This window comes from Comamonas sp. E6, assembly GCF_001010305.1.
GTDB lineage: Bacteria > Pseudomonadota > Gammaproteobacteria > Burkholderiales > Burkholderiaceae_C > Comamonas > Comamonas thiooxydans.
In genome coordinates this window covers 40067-57631 of record NZ_BBXH01000003.1, presented here as the reverse complement: position 1 = coordinate 57631, position 17565 = coordinate 40067, and the positions used below count along the sequence as shown (strand labels likewise).

General features: G+C 63.9%; 15 protein-coding genes. 10 read left to right on the top strand and 5 right to left on the bottom strand.

Annotated elements, in window-relative coordinates:
* Positions 1-87: 87 nt before the first annotated feature.
* The 4 genes from CSE6_RS00670 to CSE6_RS00655 form a co-directional block, all read right to left on the bottom strand.
* Positions 88-528 (bottom strand): nucleoside deaminase, encoded by a 441-nt coding sequence (locus CSE6_RS00670; protein ID WP_045839470.1) that lies wholly within the window; start codon positions 526-528, stop codon positions 88-90.
* 175 nt (positions 529-703) lie between these two features.
* Positions 704-1705 (bottom strand): alpha/beta hydrolase fold domain-containing protein, encoded by a 1002-nt coding sequence (locus CSE6_RS00665; protein ID WP_059439676.1) that lies wholly within the window; start codon positions 1703-1705, stop codon positions 704-706.
* The gene (locus CSE6_RS00660; RefSeq protein ID WP_034380845.1) at positions 1702-2658 is read right to left on the bottom strand and encodes a class I SAM-dependent methyltransferase; all 957 of its coding nucleotides are present in this window, start codon (positions 2656-2658) and stop codon (positions 1702-1704) included. The genes CSE6_RS00665 and CSE6_RS00660 overlap by 4 nt, the downstream gene beginning before the upstream one ends.
* 150 nt (positions 2659-2808) lie before the next feature.
* Positions 2809-3114, bottom strand: a complete 306-nt coding sequence (locus CSE6_RS00655) for a hypothetical protein (RefSeq protein WP_034380842.1) — start codon at positions 3112-3114, stop codon at positions 2809-2811.
* Between the two features lie 117 nt (positions 3115-3231).
* On the opposite strand from CSE6_RS00655, the gene CSE6_RS00650 reads away from it, so the two are divergent.
* The 5 genes from CSE6_RS00650 (at position 3232) to CSE6_RS00630 (ending at position 7755) form a co-directional block, all read left to right on the top strand.
* Entirely contained in the window at positions 3232-3948 is a 717-nt protein-coding gene (locus CSE6_RS00650; protein WP_034354171.1) for a methylated-DNA--[protein]-cysteine S-methyltransferase, read from the top strand.
* A gap of 208 nt (positions 3949-4156) precedes the next feature.
* Positions 4157-4948: an SDR family oxidoreductase gene (locus CSE6_RS00645; RefSeq protein WP_059439675.1), complete on the top strand. Its 792-nt coding sequence runs from the start codon at positions 4157-4159 to the stop codon at positions 4946-4948.
* A gap of 126 nt (positions 4949-5074) precedes the next feature.
* Positions 5075-5497 carry a PaaI family thioesterase gene (locus tag CSE6_RS00640; RefSeq protein WP_012838708.1) on the top strand — a complete coding sequence of 141 codons (423 nt, stop codon included), beginning with the start codon at positions 5075-5077 and terminating at the stop codon, positions 5495-5497.
* 135 nt (positions 5498-5632) lie between these two features.
* The gene (locus CSE6_RS00635; RefSeq protein WP_012838707.1) at positions 5633-6649 is read left to right on the top strand and encodes an NADP-dependent oxidoreductase; all 1017 of its coding nucleotides are present in this window, start codon (positions 5633-5635) and stop codon (positions 6647-6649) included.
* A gap of 200 nt (positions 6650-6849) precedes the next feature.
* On the top strand, positions 6850-7755 hold the full coding sequence (locus CSE6_RS00630) for an SDR family oxidoreductase (protein ID WP_034354164.1): 906 nt from the start codon (positions 6850-6852) through the stop codon (positions 7753-7755).
* A 45-nt stretch (positions 7756-7800) separates the two neighbouring features.
* Here the strand turns inward: CSE6_RS00630 and CSE6_RS00625 are convergent, their stop codons facing one another.
* A complete protein-coding gene (locus CSE6_RS00625; protein WP_238585623.1) occupies positions 7801-8424 on the bottom strand; it encodes a DUF1566 domain-containing protein in 624 nt (207 codons plus the stop codon).
* Between the two features lie 200 nt (positions 8425-8624).
* On the opposite strand from CSE6_RS00625, the gene CSE6_RS00620 reads away from it, so the two are divergent.
* The 5 genes from CSE6_RS00620 to CSE6_RS00600 all read left to right on the top strand — a co-directional run bounded on the left by CSE6_RS00620 (position 8625) and on the right by CSE6_RS00600 (position 17462).
* On the top strand, positions 8625-9824 hold the full coding sequence (locus tag CSE6_RS00620; protein WP_034380836.1) for a multidrug effflux MFS transporter: 1200 nt from the start codon (positions 8625-8627) through the stop codon (positions 9822-9824).
* On the top strand, positions 9817-11250 hold the full coding sequence (locus tag CSE6_RS00615) for an MFS transporter (RefSeq protein WP_059439674.1): 1434 nt from the start codon (positions 9817-9819) through the stop codon (positions 11248-11250). Before CSE6_RS00620 ends, CSE6_RS00615 begins: the two co-directional genes overlap by 8 nt.
* 288 nt (positions 11251-11538) lie before the next feature.
* Positions 11539-12837, top strand: a complete 1299-nt coding sequence (locus CSE6_RS00610) for an efflux RND transporter periplasmic adaptor subunit (protein WP_003062415.1) — start codon at positions 11539-11541, stop codon at positions 12835-12837.
* Between the two features lie 18 nt (positions 12838-12855).
* Positions 12856-16023 carry an efflux RND transporter permease subunit gene (locus CSE6_RS00605; protein WP_059439673.1) on the top strand — a complete coding sequence of 1056 codons (3168 nt, stop codon included), beginning with the start codon at positions 12856-12858 and terminating at the stop codon, positions 16021-16023.
* Positions 16020-17462 carry an efflux transporter outer membrane subunit gene (locus tag CSE6_RS00600; protein WP_059439672.1) on the top strand — a complete coding sequence of 481 codons (1443 nt, stop codon included), beginning with the start codon at positions 16020-16022 and terminating at the stop codon, positions 17460-17462. Before CSE6_RS00605 ends, CSE6_RS00600 begins: the two co-directional genes overlap by 4 nt.
* Positions 17463-17565 lie beyond the last annotated feature (103 nt).

Genomic DNA, 17565 nt, shown 5'->3' with positions numbered 1-17565 from the left:
GGGCTGGCTGCGCTGCGGCGCGCCGGTGTGCGCGCCGCTCGTCCTGGGCAGCCCGGTTTGTTGTTATGGTTTTGACGGCAACGAGGATCAGGCGGCGGGCCAGGCCTCGTCCCCATAGAGCTGGGCTGCGTGGATGCCGGTGTCGATGCGGGTGATGGGCAGCGGCTGCGGCGTCAGCGACAGGCGCAGGCGCTGGTAGCTGCTCTCGCTGGACAGGCCATAAGGCGCGGCGTCTTGGTTGTCGAAGGCGAAGAATACCTGCTCGGCACCATTCATGACCAGGGCTGCCAGGCACATGGGGCAGGGGTGGCCGCTGGCATAGATGGACAGGCCTGCCAGGCTGGGGTTGGCGCGTTTTTGCGTGCCCGCGCGTATGGCCTGCATTTCGGCATGGGTGCTGGGGTCGTGGCTGGCAATGATTTCGTTGACGCCGGTGGCAATGATTTCATTTCCCTGGGCGAGCACGGCGCCGAACGGGCGGCCGCCCTTGAGGCGGTTGGCATGGGCCAGGTCCACGGCCAGGCGCATCAGTTGTTGTGGGGTGGCGGAAGTTGGGCTCATGACTAAGAAGGATATGGCGGCGAGCGACGGATGCTTGATGTATCGGCGTCGAGGTACTGTGTTTGAAAGGGGCGGGGCGGCGCCCGGCGCCGTGCAGCGTACACCTGCACGGCCATGCCGCTACCCGCCCTCAGAGCAAAGCTTATTTGCTCTGAGGACGTTGGCGGCCGATTAGTTCCGCCCAGGCCGAGCAGGCGAGCTCGACCTGCTGGCGTGCCGCCGGGCTGGCAGCCAGCATTCGCGCAAAGCCGTGAACCATGGCCGGCGCGCGCAAAAGCTGCAGCGGTGCGCCCAGGGCCTGGGCTGCATGGGCAAAGGCTTCGGCCTCGTCGCGCAGAATATCGTGGCTGGCCGTCATCAGCAGCGTGGGCGGCAAAGCAGCGATGGCTGCGCTGCAGCAGCCCGGCGTCAGCCATTGCGAGGCCTGGCCCTCGGGCCTGCCCAGTTCCTGCCAGTAGCGCTGCATGGCGGCTGGCGTGAGCCCGAAGCCCGTGGCAAAGCAGCGCATGCTGTCATTGTCCTGATCGGGCTCAAGCGGCGGGTAGAGCAGCAGCAGGCCTGCAATGCGGGCCGCATCGGTGGGTTGCTGAATCTGGCGTACGGCCGCTGCCAGCGCCAGATGGGCGCCAGCGCTATCGCCTCCGAGCAGGACCTGCTCTGCCGCGAAAGGCAGCAGTTCGCGCATATCGCTCAGCCACTGCAGCACGGCCATCACATCGTCCAGCGGCGCGGGAAAGCGGCTCTCCGGCGTGCGGCGGTAATGTACGGACAGCACCACATGGCCGGTGAACTGGGCCAGATGCTCGCACAGGTCGTCATGGGTGTTGAGATCGCCCACCATCCAGCCGCCGCCATGCAGCCAGACCAGCGTCCGGCCGCTGCCCGCATCTTGCTTGCGATAGCTGCGCACGCAGATCTCGCGGCCCTCGGCCGCCACGAAATGCTCGGCCTTGAAAATGCCTGGCAGGGCCGAGCGAATCAGCCCGGCCTGCAGCTCGCTGAGCAGACGCCGGCGTTGCACATAGTCGAGCTGCGGGGTCGGCGTCTCCGCATCGAGCCGGGCAAAGCGCTGCAGCGTGCGTGCCAGAGCCGGGTCCACGGGCTGCGGAGACAGGCTGCGGCCCTGATCTGTGCCCTCGCTCATGGCTGCTGGTCCGCCGCCAGTGCAGGAGCGCGATAGACCATGACCTTGAGGCTGCGCTCTTCGTCCACATCGGCAAATACGGCCGGGTTGGCCAGGCGCTCGACGAACTGCAGCTCGGGTGCGATTTCCGCCATCTGCTCGCGCAGAAAGTCGGTGCCGAGTTCGGGGGCGTTCAGGCACAGCAGAACCTGGCCGCCAGGCACCAGCAGATCGGGCAGGCGACGCATCAGGCGCGCATAGTCCTTGGTGGCGATGAAGCTGCCTTTTTGGTAGCTGGGCGGGTCCACGACGATCAGGTCGTACGGTCCGCTGCGGTTGATCTTGCCCCAGCTGCTGAAAATATCGTGGGCGGCGAAGCTGGCGCCGGCCTTGACGCCATTGAGCTGATGGTTGTGCTGACCCGTGGCCAGAGCGCCCTTGCTCATGTCCATATTGAGAACCTGGCCCGCGCCAGCCAGCTTGGCCACGACCGAGAACGCGCAGGTATAGGCAAACAGATTGAGCACCTTCATGCGCGCGGGCCGCTCATGGGCCAGCACCTGCCGGCGCACCCAGTCGCGGCCGGCGGCCATGTCGAGGAACAGGCCGTGGTTCTGCCCGCGTGCGATATGGATCAGATAGCGGGCGCCGTTCTCTGTGACCACATGCGGCTCGGGCAGCTCGCCGGCCATGACGCGGGTTTCGACCTTGCCGCCGCTTTCGCGGGTCTGGAAGGCCCAGGTCAGAGGCAGTCCGGCCGGGGCGATCTGCTGCCAGCGCTGCTCCAGCGCCTGACCGATCTGGCTCAGCTGGGCTTCCTCCATGGGGGCAAAGCTGGTCAGCACGATGACGGGCGCAAAAGCATCCAGCGAGATCTGCTCGCAGCCCGGATACCGCCCGCCGCGGCCATGAAAGATGCGCTGGGCATCAGTGGGGAAGGGCATCTGGGCAATGGCGGCTAGCAGGGCTTGCATGGAAAGAGAACAGTCACACGGTCAAACAAGCCGCCAGTGTAGGCATTGCAGCGAGCTCCGGTGGCCAGGGCGGCACATGTCCCTTGCAATGGTTGGCGGCCCGGGCCGGCGCTGACGGCCTCGGGACTCGCGCCGCCCGCGCCCGTTCACTCAGTGGTAGATGCGCCGCACATCGAAAAAACAGCTTTCGGTGCCGCCAATGCCTTGCAGGCCGGCTTCGGCAGCGGCGCGGGCGGCTTTCATCCAGCGCTGGAAGGTGAGCTTGGCGTCGTCGGTGATTTCTTCGGGAGGGGTGTCTTCCAGGCCTTGCACCAGCGACAGGGCTTCGCCGACCTGTTCCTCTCCGCCGAGCTGGCGGGCCAGCACACGCGCATAGCGTGCCTCGGCCTGCTGGCGTTTGTCCTCGGGCAGCTCGGGGTAGTCGCAAAGAGAGACGGTGAAATGGGCTTCTTGCATGTCCGTATATCCACAGTGTTTTGACTGTTTAAATATACAGTAATTAACTGTTTTTGCATCCAGTCTTTCTGGAAATTTTTGCAAAAACAAATGGACTGCGTTTTGTAGACTGTGGCAATGAATCCTGCTGCTTCATTGCCCTTGCCAGGGCATGCCCTGTTTGTCACGCGCATCGGTGCCTGTGGTCTGGCCTGGAATGCCGCTGCCATCTGCGCCGTGCAACTGCCCGAGGCCAGCTGGGGCGAGACCCGGGAGCGCATGCTGCTGGGTCTGTCCAAACGCCATGCGCTGCAGCCGCAGCGCGGGCCTGCGGCATATGGTGCCGTGACCTCCATCTCCGCTGTTCCGGGCTTTGCCGTGCAGGCCATGGCCGGGGTGCAGTGTCTGCTGGCCGGAGTGAATGCGCAGATCGAGCCGTGCTGGGCGCAGCCCAGCGCAGAGGCCGTGGCTGCCGGCGTGCTGGGAGATATGCGGCAGGACAGAGTGCAAGGCCCGGTTGGTGTTCTGCCTGACCTGCAGGAGATTGCACTCGACGAGTTCGCCGTGCCTGCATTTCACAGCCAGGTCTATGCCTTCACGCGCGCCCTGGCGCCAGGGCGGACCAGCACTTATGGCGAAGTTGCCGCAGCGCTGGGTGAGGCCGGTGCAGCGCGCGCCGTGGGCCAAGCGTTGGGAGCCAATCCGTTTGCGCCGATTGTTCCCTGCCATCGCGTGCTGGCCGCAGGGCGGGCACCGGGAGGCTTCTCGGGCGGTCAAGGCGCTTTGACCAAGCTGCGCATGCTGGAGATCGAAGGCGGGGCCTGGGGCGGCACGCAGTCGCTGTTTGCCGATTGAAGGCGCCGGATGCGCTTTGCCTGGCTGCTGCCGGCAGACCCTGCAAGCCGCGTCAGGGGGGGCTCTGCCACCTGCGGGACAGCGCCGACACGCAGGTGACAACACCGGGCCTGAGGCGCCCGCACAATTCATGCAGCTTTTGACGGGCAGGCCTTGCAAGGCACTGCGCACCCGGTTTGAACCTTGAAAACAAACAGGAGACATGAGAATGACACGTACGGTGCAGCAACTTTTCGACCTCTCGGGCAAGACGGCCCTGGTGACCGGCGGCTCGCGTGGCCTGGGTCTGCAGATGGCGCATGCGCTGGGCGAGGCCGGCGCGAAGATTCTGCTGAGCTCGCGCAAGGCCAAGGATCTGGAAGAGGCCGCAGCCGAACTCAAGGCCGTGGGCATAGAGGCCGACTGGATTGCTGCCGACTGCTCGGACGAGGCCGATATCACGCGCCTGGCCAAGGAGGCCGTGCAGCGTCTCGGCCATGTGGACATTCTGATCAACAATGCCGGAGCCAGCTGGGGCGCGCCGGCCGAGGACCACCCGACAGCGGCCTGGGACAAGGTGATGAACCTGAATGTGCGCGGCTATTTTCTGCTGAGCCAGCAGATCGCCCGCCTGTCCATGCTGGAGCGCAAGAGCGGCCGCATCATCAATCTGGCCTCGATCGCCGGCCTGGGCGGTAATCCCACGGGCATGAAGACCATTGCCTACAACACCTCCAAGGGCGCAGTCATCAATTTCACGCGCGCGCTGGCCGGCGAGTGGGGCGAGCACGGCATCACCGTCAACGCCATCTGCCCAGGCTTTTTCAAGACCAAGATGGCCGCCGTGCTGATCGAGACATTGGGCGAGGACGAAATGCGCTCCCATGCGCCGCTGCGCCGTCTGGGCGACGATGAGGATCTCAAGGGCCTGACGCTGCTCTATGCCAGCGATGCCGGCAAGCACATCACCGGCCAGTGGATGGCCGTGGATGGCGGCGTGAGCGCTCTGGTCGGTGGTTGATAGTGGCGGATGAAGGGTGAGTCATGTTTTTTGTGCGGCGCAGCATTCTGAGGCTGTCCGCCGCGCTTACATTCACGGTTCAGCTGCTGCGGTCTGCGGCGCATCACTCTTCTGAAAGGTTTCGCGGTGTTGTCATTTGGTCCTGAAATTCCCTTTGTGCATGAGCTGGGCTTCACCCTCCACAAGATGGAGAACGGGGAGTCCGAGCTGCACTTCACACCGCGTCCCGAACATCTGAATTCCTTTGGCATCACCCATGGCGGAGCTTCGATGACGCTGATGGATGTGACCATGGCCGTGGCTGCGCGCAGCGTGGATTTCGATCTGGGCGTGGTCACCATCGAGATGAAAACATCGTTCATGCAGGCGGCCAATGGCCCGCTGGTGGGCAAGGGCGTGCTGCTGCATCGCACCGGCACCATGGCTTTTACCGAAGGCCGTATCTATGACGCGCAGGGTCGACTCTGCGTACATGCCACGGGCACCTTCAAGTACATGAAGCGCAGGCCTGCGGCCGAAGGCGGATTGCAAGCCCTGCCCACGGATTGAGTACGGATCGGTTGCTCTGTTTTTATGAGCGGCTACCGCTTTACCTATCGTTGTTTTGTGTGTTATCAGCTCCAAGTGCGAGGTATATCAAGCGCTTGAAGCTATGAAATCTGAAGTTCAAACAGGAGACGAAACATGACGGTCAATCAGCAAATCCTTCTGGACAACCGCCCCCAGGGCGAGGCGGTGGAGAGCAATTTCAAGCTGGTGCAGTCGCCGCTGCCCACGGTGGGCGAGGGCCAGGTGCTGGTGCGCCACCACTATCTGAGCCTGGACCCCTATATGCGCGGCCGCATGAACGACTCCAAGAGCTATGCCCAGCCCCAGCCGCTGGGTGAGGTCATGCAGGGCGGCACGGTAGGCGAGATCGTCGAGAGCCGCCACCCCAAGTTCAAGGCTGGCGATAAGGTGGTCGGCATGGGCGGCTGGCAGGAATATTCGCTGCTCGACCCCAGCGTGCCCGGTGCGCTGCGCAAGGTCGACACCACCCATGTGCCGCTGTCCTACTATCTGGGCGCCGTGGGCATGCCGGGCGTGACGGCCTGGTATGGCCTGGTCAAGATCATCAACCCCAAGGCCGGTGAAACCATGGTTGTCAGCGCTGCCACCGGTGCCGTGGGCAGCGCCTTTGTGGCGCTGGCCAAGGCACGTGGCTGTCGCGTGGTGGGCATTGCGGGCGGCGCCGAGAAATGCCGCTACGCCGTGCATGAGCTGGGCTTTGATGCCTGCATCGATTACCGCGAGCACCCCGATGTCAAGACCATGGCCAAGGCCTTGAAGGATGCCTGCCCCAACGGCATCGACGGCTATTTCGAGAACGTGGGCGGCTATATCTTCGACGCCGTGCTGCTGCGCACCAATGCCTTTGCGCGTGTGGCCCTGTGCGGAATGATTGCCGGCTATGACGGCCAGCCTCTGCCGCTGGCCAATCCGGCGCTGCTGCTGGTCAACCGCATCAAGCTCGAAGGCTTTATCGTCAGCGAGCACATGGAAGTCTGGGGCGAGGCCCTGACCGAGCTGGGCGGCCTGGTGGCAGCCGGCAAGCTCAAGCCGCGCGAGACGATTTCCCAAGGTCTGGCCTCGGCGCCCGGCGCGTTCCTGGGCCTGCTCAAGGGCAAGAACTTCGGCAAGCAGCTGGTGAAGCTGATTTAACCCACTGCGGCTGAAAAAATCACCCCCTGAGGCGCTTTGCCTGGGCGGCCCCGCGCCTTCCCCCTCTCTCGCTTCGCGGGAGGGGGACGATGCCTTCGCCGGAGCGGCCCCGCAGCGAGGCGGCTCTTGCTTGGCATCTCTAATCTGGAGTGCGCCAGTTGCAGGCGCTATTCCCATATAAAAAATATCCGGAGACAAGAATGATCACGAATTTCGCGGGAAAGACGGCGGTTCTGACAGGTGCGGGCTCGGGCTTCGGGCTGGAGTGCGCGCGCATCGGAGCCGCCAGAGGCATGAATCTGGTGCTGGTCGATGTGCAGCAGGAGGCGCTGGACAAGGCCGAGGCCGAGCTCAAGGCTGCCGGGGCCAAGGTGCTGGCGCGCAGGGTCGATGTGTCGGATGCGGCGCAGATGGAAAGACTGGCCGCCGAAGTCAAGGAGACCTTTGGTGCGCCGCACTTTGTCTTCAACAACGCGGGCGTCGGCGCGGGCGGCCTGGTCTGGGAAAACACCGTTGCCGACTGGCAATGGGTGCTGGGCGTCAATGTCTGGGGCGTAATCCATGGCGTGCGCCTGTTCACGCCCATGATGCTGGAGGCCGCCAAGGCCGATCCCGCCTATGAAGGCCATATCGTCAATACCGCCAGCATGGCGGGTCTGCTGGCGCCGCCGAACATGGGCATCTACAACGTCAGCAAGCACGCGGTGGTGTCGCTGACCGAGACGCTGTACCAGGACCTGGCCCTGGTCTCGGACCAGGTCAGTGCCAGTCTGCTCTGCCCCTTCTTCGTGCCCACGGGCATAGGCCATAGCGAGCGCAACCGACCCCAGGGCCTGGAGGCGCAGCCTTTGACGGCCAGCCAGAAGATCGGCCAGGCCATGACCGACAAGGCCGTGGGCTCGGGCAAGGTCACGGCGACCGAGGTGGCGCAGAAGGTGTTCGATGCCATGGCCTCGGGTCAGTTCTATATCTACAGCCATCCGCAGGCCCTGGGTTCGGTGCAGGTGCGCCTGGAAGATGTGGTTCGGGGCCGCAACCCGACGGATCCGTTCGCGCACAAGCCCGAACTGGGCGAGAGCCTCAAGGCCGCACTGCGCGCTGGCTGAGCCGGCGGGAGTTGAAAAAGCCTTGCCAAAGCGGCAAGGCTTTTTTCATGGTGTGGCCGAAGTTTGGGGGCCGAGCTCGGCCTCGGTGGCAGGGCGCACCAGGCGCAGCAGCAAGGCATTGCCTTTGCCCATATCGGGCACGGCCTGCAGTGTCTCGGTGTTGACCGCCCAGGCCTGCTGGGCCGAGAGGCCGGAGAGGCTGCTGGATTTGTCCACCTGGGCGTAGTTGTAGGTGTTCAGGCGCTGGGCATTTACGGCGGCCGTGCCCGTCCAGTGCCAGTCGCGTGGCGCATTGGGAAAGAGTTCCGGGTTCAGGCCCTGGGGTTTGCTGCTGCGGTCCAGCAGGCGCTTGAGTTCATTGACGCGTGGCAGGCGCCAGCGCAGGTTTTCGGCCTTGCTGCGTTCTGCGGCATGGGTTACGGCCTGCTTGTAGCTGAAGACCTCGGCCTGACCGCCGCAGGCCTTGCCATTCCAGCTCATGCCCTCGGCGCAGCGTGACCAGGCCAGCCTGGCGCGCGTGTCTATCACCATGCTGGCATCGGGCGAGAGCTGAAAGGCCGGGGCAGCAGGCGCGGGCTGTGCGCCGGCCGACTGAGACGCCAGACATAGCGCAGCGAGTGTGGTCAGGAGTGAAAAGGGCAGACGTGGGAAGGAGCTTGCAGCAATCACGGCGAGAGCAGGGAATGGTGGTTGAGCCCATTGTGCTTGTTGTCCATGCGGTCATGGCCTGGATGACCGGGTCTAAAGCCTTGTAATTGAGGGCTTAGGCACAGGCGCTGCCCGGCGGACTGGCGTGAGCCTGCAAGGTCATGCAGGAAACCGGCAGCTGTTCAGCACATAAATCAAGTTACCACGACAATCACACCCCTATGCAAGCTTCTGTCTCCCTGCGTCTGGTTCTGATCCTGGGCCTGTTGTCGGCCATCGGGCCTTTCGCCATCGATATGTATCTGCCGGCCTTGCCCCAGATCGGCGCCAGCCTGGATGCCCAGGTCGGGGCCGTGCAGGCCAGTCTGACCGCGTTCTTTCTCTCCATTGGTGTGGGCCAGCTGCTCTATGGGCCGGTCTCCGACATGCTGGGCCGCAAGCCGCCGCTGTACTTTGGTCTGACGGTCTTTGCCGCAGCCAGCGTGGGATGTGCGCTGGCTCCGAATATCGAGACACTGGTGGCGTTTCGCTTTGTGCAGGGCCTGGGCGCTGCGGCCTGCATGGCCGTGCCGCGTGCCGTGGTGCGTGATCTACATACCGGCCATGCTGCCGCGCGCATGATGTCGCTGCTGATGCTGGTGTTCAGCGTCTCGCCGATTCTGGCGCCTCTGGCCGGCAGCGGCGTGATTGCCCTGGCTGGCTGGCGTGCCGTGTTCTGGGTGGTGGCGGGCGCAGCCGTGCTGGGCCTGGTTGCCACGTGGCGTGGCGTGGAAGAGACCCGCACGGCCGAGGCGCGACTGGACAGCAGCCTTGGCGGTGCGCTCAAGGCCTATCTGGTCCTGTTGCGTGACTGGCACTACCTGGGCCTGGTGTTCATCGGCGGCTGCGCCATGGCGGGCTTTTTCGTCTATCTGGCGGGCTCGCCCTTTGTGCTCATCAACTACTACGGTCTCTCGTCCACCCAGTACAGCATGGCGTTCGCGCTGAACTCCATCGCCTTTATCGGCGCGGCGCAACTGACGGGGCGGCTGGGCCAGCGCTTTGGTCTGGTCAATGTGGTCAAGGCTGCGGCTTCTGCTTCGGGCCTGACCATGGCCGCATTGCTGCTCTATTACCTGCTGGGCGGTGAGAAGCTGGCGGTGCTGATCGTGCTGTACTTCATTGCCAGCGCCTTCATGGGCCTGGTGATTCCCACGACCTCGGTGCTGGCCCTGGAAGAGCATGGCGAGATTGCGGGCACGGCCTCTGCCTTGCTGGGAACGCTGCAGATGCTGAGCGGCGCGGCCGCCATGCAGATCGTGGGGCATTTTTCCAACGGCAAGCCTCTGCCCATGGTGGTGGGCATGGCGACAGGGGCACTGGTGGGTGTGGCGCTGACCTGGATCACGCTGGGCCGTGTGCACCGAGTCGCCCATGACTGAGAGCACTGCTCAAGCTTCCCCTGCCTACGATGGCCTGCCTGACGGTGCGCGTGGCCGCGCCATGCTGGTCATCATTCTGGGACTGACGCTGTCGGTGCTGGACAGCAGCATCGTCAATCTGGCCTTGCCCGCCATTGCGCGCGAGCTGCAGGCCAGCTCGGCCCTGACTCTCTGGGTGGTCAACGCCTATCAGCTCGCCGGCCTGGTGCTGCTGCTGCCGCTGGCAGCCCTGGGCGAGCGCCTGGGTTATCGGCGCATCTATCTGCTGGGCATGACGGTGTTTGTCATTGCCTCGGTGGCGGCCACGCTGGCCAGCTCGCTGAGCACGCTGATTGCAGCGCGCGTGTTTCAAGGCATGGGTGCGGCGGGCATCATGAGCGTGAATGCAGCGCTGGTGCGCTTGACCTATCCGCGCGCCATGCTGGGACGCGGCATGGCCATCAACTCGCTGGTGGTGGCGACCTCGTCCATGGCCGGGCCTTCGGTGGCCGCTGCCATCCTGTCGGTTGCCAGCTGGCCCTGGCTGTTTGTCATCAATGTGCCGCTGGGCTTGATGACCTTGTGGATGGGGCGCAAGGCGCTGCCGGCCAACCCCGTGGTGCGCAAGGATGGCGAGCCGATAGCGGCGCTTGACGTTTTGCTCAATATTCTGATGTTCACCCTGCTTTTTTTGGGCGGTGAGCAACTGGGCGTGCGCATGGGGCAGGATCAGGGCGCTGCGGGCAGCCCGCTGATGCCTTCGGGCTGGTGGCTGCTGGGTGCCGGGCTGGTGGTCGGCTACGTCTATCTGCGCCGTCAGTGGCACAAGGCGGCTCCCTTGTTTCCGGTCGATCTGATGCGCATTCCCGTGTTCCGGCTGTCGATGTGCGGCTCGGTCTCGGCCTTCTGCGCGCAGATGCTGTCCTATCTGGCCCTGCCGTTCCTGCTGCTGGAGGCGCGCGGTCTGTCACCCATGGAGGCAGGCATGCTGATCACGGCCTGGCCGCTGGCCACCGTGCTGACGGCGCCGGTGGCCGGGCGTCTGATCGGCAAGTATCCCGACGGGCTGCTGGGCGGCATCGGCATGGCCATGTTTGCCTGCGGGCTGTGGCTGCTGGCGGCCATGCCGGTCGATGTGGCGCACTGGGACATGGTCTGGCGCATGCTGCTGGCGGGCAGCGGCTTCGCGCTCTACCAGTCGCCCAACAATCACACCATCGTCACCTCGGCTCCCATGTCGCGCAGCGGCGCGGCGGGCGGCATGCTGAGTTCTGCCCGCATGACCGGGCAGACGCTCGGTGCCGTGGTGCTGGCCACCATCTTTGCCATCTCGGGCGGGCATGGTGGCAATGCTGAACTGCTGGCGCTGGCTGTGGCCGGCTGTTTTGCGGCGCTGGCCGGAGTTTTCAGCATCTTGCGCGTACGCCCGGGCAAGCAGCAGCATTGATTTGGCAGCAAAAGCGGCTTCTGTCCTGATATTGAGAGCGTAGCCAGTTGCCGATTCCGGGGTTTTGCGGGTTCTGGCTCTAGTCCGTTGTGACGAGGAGCCTTGCTGCCAAGGTTTTCTACAGTGGTGTCTCAAGCCAGAGACCGCTGCGACGCCGCATGCCCGCATGACAGGAGAATGGCAAGCGGGTGATTGCCGGCATGTCATTGCGCCTTTGGCTGCTTTACATTTTATTAATATTGTCGGCGCACAATGTTGACAAGTTCTTTAGTTCAGACCGCTCCACGTATGAAGATTGACCAGCCCGCTTCGCTGAGCCCGCGCCGAGAGGCGCATTTTTCTTGCCTTCCCAGTGCAAGCCAGCAAGGTCATCGCCAGCAGCGCTGGACACTGGCTGTGGGAGCCATGCTGATTGCCGCTGCGCTGGCGGGCTGCTCCAAGCCCGAGGCGGAGCAAAAAGGCCCGCCCAAGTCCGAGCCCAAGGTCGGCGTGGTTACCTTGCAGTCGCAAAGCCAGCAGCTGGATGCCAGCCTGCCGGGGCGCACCCGTGCCTTCATGACGGCCGAAGTGCGTCCCCAGGTCTCGGGCATCATTCAGCAGCGCTTGTTCACCGAAGGCGCTCTGGTCAAACAGGGCCAGCAGCTCTATCAGATCGACGCCGCATCGTTGAAGGCTGCCGAGGCCAGCGCTGCGGCTGCCGTGGCCAAGGCCGAAGCCAGCCAGCGCACGCTGGCTGCAACGGCACGGCGCAATGCCGAGCTGGTCAAGATCGACGCGATCAGCAAACAGGCGTTTGACGAAAGCCAGGCGGCGGCGGCCCAGTCCGCATCGGATGTGGCCGTGGCCAAGGCGAATCTGGAAACCGCACGCATCAATCTCAAGTACAGCCGGATCGAAGCCCCTATCGGCGGTCGCATCGCGCTGTCTGCCGTCACGCCCGGTGCGCTGGTCACGGCCAATCAGGCCACGGCGCTCACCACCATCGTGCGGCTGGACCCCATGTATGTGGACTTCACCCAGTCCAGCACCGATCTGATGCAGCTCAAGCGCGATCTGGATTCCGGCCGCTACCAGAAGGTGGAAGGCAACAAGATTCCCGTGCGCATCCAGCTCGACGACGGCAGCGACTACCCGCATCAGGGCAAGCTGGCCTTTGCAGGCGTGATCGTCAACGACACGACCGGCACACTGACTTTGCGCGCCGAGGTGCCCAATCCCGACGGCATGCTCATGCCCGGCATGTATGTGAAGGCCTTGCTGCCAACGGCTCTGGCACCCGATGCATTGCTGGTGCCGCAGCAGTCGGTGACCCGCGATCTGACCGGGCGTGCCAACGTCATGGTCGTCAAGGACGGCGATGTGGTCGAAAAGCGCGATGTGGAACTGGACCGCGCCGTGGGCGCTTTCTGGTTGCTCAAGACGGGCCTGAAAGCAGGCGAGCGTGTGATGGTGGATGGCTTTCAGCGTATCAAGCCCGGCGACAAGGTTCAGACCGTGGAGGTGGATCTGAAGGCCAAGGCCGAGCGCAAGAGCCAGCGGGGCGAGCCGCCCGTGCAGGCCGCTGCCGATGCACCTGCCAAGAAGTAAGCAAGGCAGGCGACACACATGGCTCAGTTCTTCATCAACCGGCCCATCTTTGCGTGGGTCATCGCCATCATCATCATGCTGGCCGGGGCTTTGTCGATCAAGCTGCTGCCGCTGGAGCAGTACCCCGAGATCGCTCCTCCCCGCGTGACCATCGGCGCCCAGTACACGGGCGCTTCGGCCGAGACGGTCGAAAACTCGGTGACGCAGATCATCGAGCAGCAGATCAAGGGCATCGACAACATGCTCTATATGAGCTCGACCAGCAATGCCTCCGGTCAGGCTCGCATCACGCTGACCTTTGCTCCGGGCACCAATGTCGACGTGGCCCAGGTGCAGGTGCAAAACAAGATCCAGGGCGCGGTCAACCGCCTGCCGGACTCCGTGAAGACGCGTGGCGTATTCATCAACAAGGGCGGCCAGGATTTTCTGGTCACCTACAGCTTCTATTCGCCCGATGAAGATGTGACCGCAGTGGACATCGGCGATTACATCAACAGCAATCTGGTGGACATCATCGGTCGCATCGAAGGCGTCGGCGACATCAACGTCTTCGGCACGCCGTATGCGATGCGCATCTGGATGGACCCCGCCAAGATGGAGAAGTACGGGCTGATTCCCTCCGATCTGAGCAGCGCGCTCAACGCGCAGAATGCCCAGGTCTCGGCAGGTCAGCTGGGGGCCTTGCCTGCGGTGCAGAACCAGCAGCTGAACGCGACCATCACGGCGCGCACCAAGCTCAAGACCGTGGAGCAGTTCGAGGGCATCGTGCTCAAATCCTCGAATGACGGCTCTGTCGTCACCATCAAGGACGTGGCCCGGGTGGAACTGGGGGCCGACAATCTGTCCATCCAGGCCAAGCTCAATGGCATGCCGGGCGCAGGCATGGGCATCATCCTGGCCGATGGTGCCAACGCCATGGCGGTGTCGGATGCCGTGGCGGCCAAGCTGGCCGAGCTCAAGCCCTTCTTTCCCAATCAGATCGACTATTTCGTGAGCTCGGACTCCACGCCCTTCGTGCGGGCCTCGATCAGCGAAGTGGTGCATGCGCTGGGCGAGGCCATGGTGCTGGTGGTGATCGTGATGTTCGTGTTCCTGCAGAACTTCCGCGCCACGCTGATTCCCGCCATTGCCGTGCCGGTGGTGCTGCTGGGCACCTTCGGCGTGCTGTCCGTCGCGGGCTTCTCCATCAATACCCTGACCATGTTTGCCATGGTGCTGGCCATCGGCCTGCTGGTGGACGATGCCATCGTGGTGGTCGAAAACGTGGAGCGGGTGATGCACGAGACGGGCAAGTCTCCCAAGGAGGCGACGCGCCAGTCCATGAAGGAAATCACGCCTGCGCTGGTCGGCATCGGGGTCACGCTGTCGGCGGTGTTTGTGCCCATGGCCTTCTTTGGCGGCTCCACGGGTGTGATCTATCGCCAGTTCTCCATCACCATCGTGGCGGCCATGGCGCTGTCCGTGTTTGTGGCCCTGACGCTGACACCGGCGCTGTGCGCGACGCTTCTCAAGGCACCGGATCGCAGCCATGGCGACGGTCATGAGCGTCCCATACGCTCCGGGGTGCTGGGCATCAACGACCGGTTCTTCCGCTGGTTCAACCGCAATTTCGATGCCGCCGCCAATCGCTACCAAAGCACCGTGGCCTTCAGCCTGGGCCGGGCCAAGCGCATGATGCTGATCTTCCTGGCCGTGCTGGCCGCGGTCTGGCTACTGATGGCCAAGCTGCCCACTTCCTTTCTGCCCGATGAGGACCAGGGGTTTGTCTACGTCAACGTGAACCTGCCTTCCGGTGCTTCAAATGCCCGTCTTCAGGAAGTGCTGGACGAGGTGCGCGAGTACCTGGCCAAGCAGCCGGATGTGATCAGCTTCAACCAGGTGTCCGGTCTCAACGGCGACCAGAGTTCGGCGCGCGGCTTCATCCGTCTGAAACCCTGGAACATGCGTCCGCTGCCTTCTCAATCGGCCGCGGCCATTGCGAACAAGGCGACCAGGGAGCTGGCCAGCATCCGTGATGCGCGCGTGCAAGTGGTGCTGCCGCCTGCAGTGCGTGGCCTGGGTTCGAGTTCGGGCTACAACTTCATGATCAAGGACATCAATGGTGTGGGCCATGAAGCACTGCTCGCCGCGCGTGATCAGGTGCTTGGTGAAATGCGCGCCAACAATCTGCTGACTGCCGTGCGCACCACCAATCTGGAAGACGCCAGCGAGCTGCGCGTGGATGTGGATGACCGCAAGGCCGCCGCGCTGGGGCTGGCGTACAGCGACATCAACAGCGTGCTCTCCAGCGCCATGGGTGGCACCTATGTGAACGACTTCTTGAACAATGGTCGCGTCAAGCGTGTCTACATCATGGGCGATGCCCAGTACCGCATGCTGCCCACCGATATCGCCAAATGGACGGTGCGCAACAACAAGGGCGAGATGGTTCCTTTCGGAGCTTTCTCCAAAAGCTACTGGGCCTACGGCTCGCCCCAGCTGCTGCGCTACAACGGCAGCCCGGCCTATGAGTTCGAAGGCCGTGCCGCAGCGGGCATCAGCTCGGGCACAGCCATGGAGACGGTGGAAGATATCTTGAAGAAGCTGCCCAACGGCATTGCCTACGAATGGACGGGCGCTTCTTTGCAGGAGCGCCAGTCCGGTGCGCAGGCGCCCATGCTGTATGCCATCTCGATTCTGTTCGTCTTCCTGTGCCTGGCCGCACTCTATGAAAGCTGGACGGTGCCGCTGTCGGTGATGCTGGCCGTGCCGCTGGGTGTGGTGGGCGCGCTGCTGGCGACCTATACCCGTGGCCTGACCAACGATGTGTATTTCCAGGTCGGCCTGCTCACCACCGTGGGTCTCGCGGCAAAGAACGCGATCCTGATCGTGGAGTTTGCCGTGCAGTTGCAGGAGCAGGGCAAGAAGCTGTTCGATGCGACGGTGGAAGCCGTGCGTCTGCGTCTGCGTCCCATCCTGATGACTTCTCTGGCCTTTGGTTTCGGCGTGATCCCGCTGGCCATCGGCACCGGCGCTGGCGCTGGTGGTCGCAATGCCATCGGCACGGCCGTGCTGGGCGGCATGGTGGCATCGACGGTGCTGGGTATCTTCCTCGTGCCGGTGTTCTTCCTGCTGGTTCGCAGCTGGTTCAAGAGCCGCTCGCGCAGCGATGAGGCGGCTGACGTCAACAAGGAAAGCGCAGCATGAGGCGCCCGAGCATGAAATTTTCGACCATGGCGGCGGCCGCAGTGACGGCCTTGCTGGCGGGCTGCAATCTGGCCCCTGCCTATAAAACGCCTGATCTGCCCGTGCCAGAGACCGTGTCCGGCAACGCCGCGCCGGCCCAGGCCAGCGAGGCGGCGCTGCAACAGGCCCAGGCGCTGCAATGGTTGCAGTCGCCGCAGCTGCGCGAGGTGGTGGCGCTGGCGCTGAGCAACAATCGCGATCTACGTGTCGCGCTGGAGAACATCGAGAAGGCCCGGGCCCAGTACGGCATCACCAGAGCCGATCTGCTGCCGGGCATCACGGCCCAGGCACAGAGCAATCGCACGCGCACCGCAGGGGATCTGACGACGGCAGGGCGCTCCAGCGTCACCGAGCAATACACGGCCCAGCTGGGTTTCGCCAGCTACGAGCTGGACCTGTGGGGGCGCATCCGCAATCTGAGCGAAGCCTCGCTGCAGCAGTTTCTGCAAAGCCAGGATAACCGGCGCAATGTGCAGATCGGCCTGGTGGCCGATGTCGCCAATGCCTGGCTGACGCTGGCGGCCGATCAGGCGCGCCTGCAGTTGGCCAGGGACACGTTGGACAGCCGCATCAAGGCTTTCGAGCTGACACGGCGCATGCATGAGCTGGGCTCGACCTCCGGCCTGGTGCTGGCCCAGAACCAGACCACGGTCGATACGGCGCGCGGCGATGTGGCCAGCTACACCTCCCAGGCCGACAGGGACCGCAATGCCCTGCAACTGCTGGTGGGGGGCGCGGTGCCCGTGCAACTGCTGCCCACTGCGCAGACCCTGGCGGGCGCGGCAGACACGGCGGCTCTCAAGGCCGTTCCCGTACCCCTGCCATCATCGGTACTGCTCAAACGTCCCGATGTGCAGGCCGCCGAGCGCAATCTGAAGGCCATGAACGCGAATATCGGCGCAGCCAGAGCGGGGCTGTTTCCCAGCATCACGCTCACTGGCAGTGTCGGTACCGGCAGCAACGAGCTGGACCGTTTGTTCGGCAACAACAACAGCACCTGGAGTTTCATCCCTCTGGTCAAGCTGCCGATTTTTGATGGCGGCCGCAACCGCGCCAATGTACAGGTGGCCGAAAGCAATCAGCGCATTGCACTGAGTCAGTACGAGAAGTCCGTGCAGACAGCCTTCAAGGAGGTGGCGGATGTGCTGGCCGACCGAGCCCAGTGGGGTGAGCGGCTGGCGGCCCAGACCAGCATGGTGGCCAATACGCAGAAAGCCTTCGATTTGTCGAACGCTCGCTTCAAGGCCGGCGTGGATAACTATCTGACGGTGCTGGATGCGCAGCGCAGCCTCTATACCGCGCAGCAGACCTTGATAGGCCTGCGCCTGTCGGAGCAGCTCAACCGCGTGACCTTGTGGAAGGCACTGGGTGGAGAAGAAGAGGCCGCACAGCAGGGTTGATGGACGAACTCGCCCGATGAACAAAGCCGCAGTCTTTCGAACTGCGGCTTTGTTTTTGATAGCTTCTCACGCTTTACCAGTAAGCGATTGAGCCAGATTTCAT

What these genes read in the sequence shown, in the direction of transcription:
- CSE6_RS00665 (WP_059439676.1), bottom strand. Translation starts at nt 1,705, where the DNA reads ATGAGCGAGGGCACAGATCAGGGCCGCAGCCTGTCTCCGCAGCCCGTG.
- CSE6_RS00610 (WP_003062415.1), top strand. Translation starts at nt 11,539, where the DNA reads ATGAAGATTGACCAGCCCGCTTCGCTGAGCCCGCGCCGAGAGGCGCAT.
- CSE6_RS00620 (WP_034380836.1), top strand. Translation starts at nt 8,625, where the DNA reads ATGCAAGCTTCTGTCTCCCTGCGTCTGGTTCTGATCCTGGGCCTGTTG.
- CSE6_RS00605 (WP_059439673.1), top strand. Translation starts at nt 12,856, where the DNA reads ATGGCTCAGTTCTTCATCAACCGGCCCATCTTTGCGTGGGTCATCGCC.
- CSE6_RS00615 (WP_059439674.1), top strand. Translation starts at nt 9,817, where the DNA reads ATGACTGAGAGCACTGCTCAAGCTTCCCCTGCCTACGATGGCCTGCCT.
- CSE6_RS00635 (WP_012838707.1), top strand. Translation starts at nt 5,633, where the DNA reads ATGACGGTCAATCAGCAAATCCTTCTGGACAACCGCCCCCAGGGCGAG.
- CSE6_RS00655 (WP_034380842.1), bottom strand. Translation starts at nt 3,114, where the DNA reads ATGCAAGAAGCCCATTTCACCGTCTCTCTTTGCGACTACCCCGAGCTG.
- CSE6_RS00650 (WP_034354171.1), top strand. Translation starts at nt 3,232, where the DNA reads ATGAATCCTGCTGCTTCATTGCCCTTGCCAGGGCATGCCCTGTTTGTC.
- CSE6_RS00600 (WP_059439672.1), top strand. Translation starts at nt 16,020, where the DNA reads ATGAGGCGCCCGAGCATGAAATTTTCGACCATGGCGGCGGCCGCAGTG.
- CSE6_RS00630 (WP_034354164.1), top strand. Translation starts at nt 6,850, where the DNA reads ATGATCACGAATTTCGCGGGAAAGACGGCGGTTCTGACAGGTGCGGGC.
- CSE6_RS00660 (WP_034380845.1), bottom strand. Translation starts at nt 2,658, where the DNA reads ATGCAAGCCCTGCTAGCCGCCATTGCCCAGATGCCCTTCCCCACTGAT.
- CSE6_RS00645 (WP_059439675.1), top strand. Translation starts at nt 4,157, where the DNA reads ATGACACGTACGGTGCAGCAACTTTTCGACCTCTCGGGCAAGACGGCC.
- CSE6_RS00670 (WP_045839470.1), bottom strand. Translation starts at nt 528, where the DNA reads ATGCGCCTGGCCGTGGACCTGGCCCATGCCAACCGCCTCAAGGGCGGC.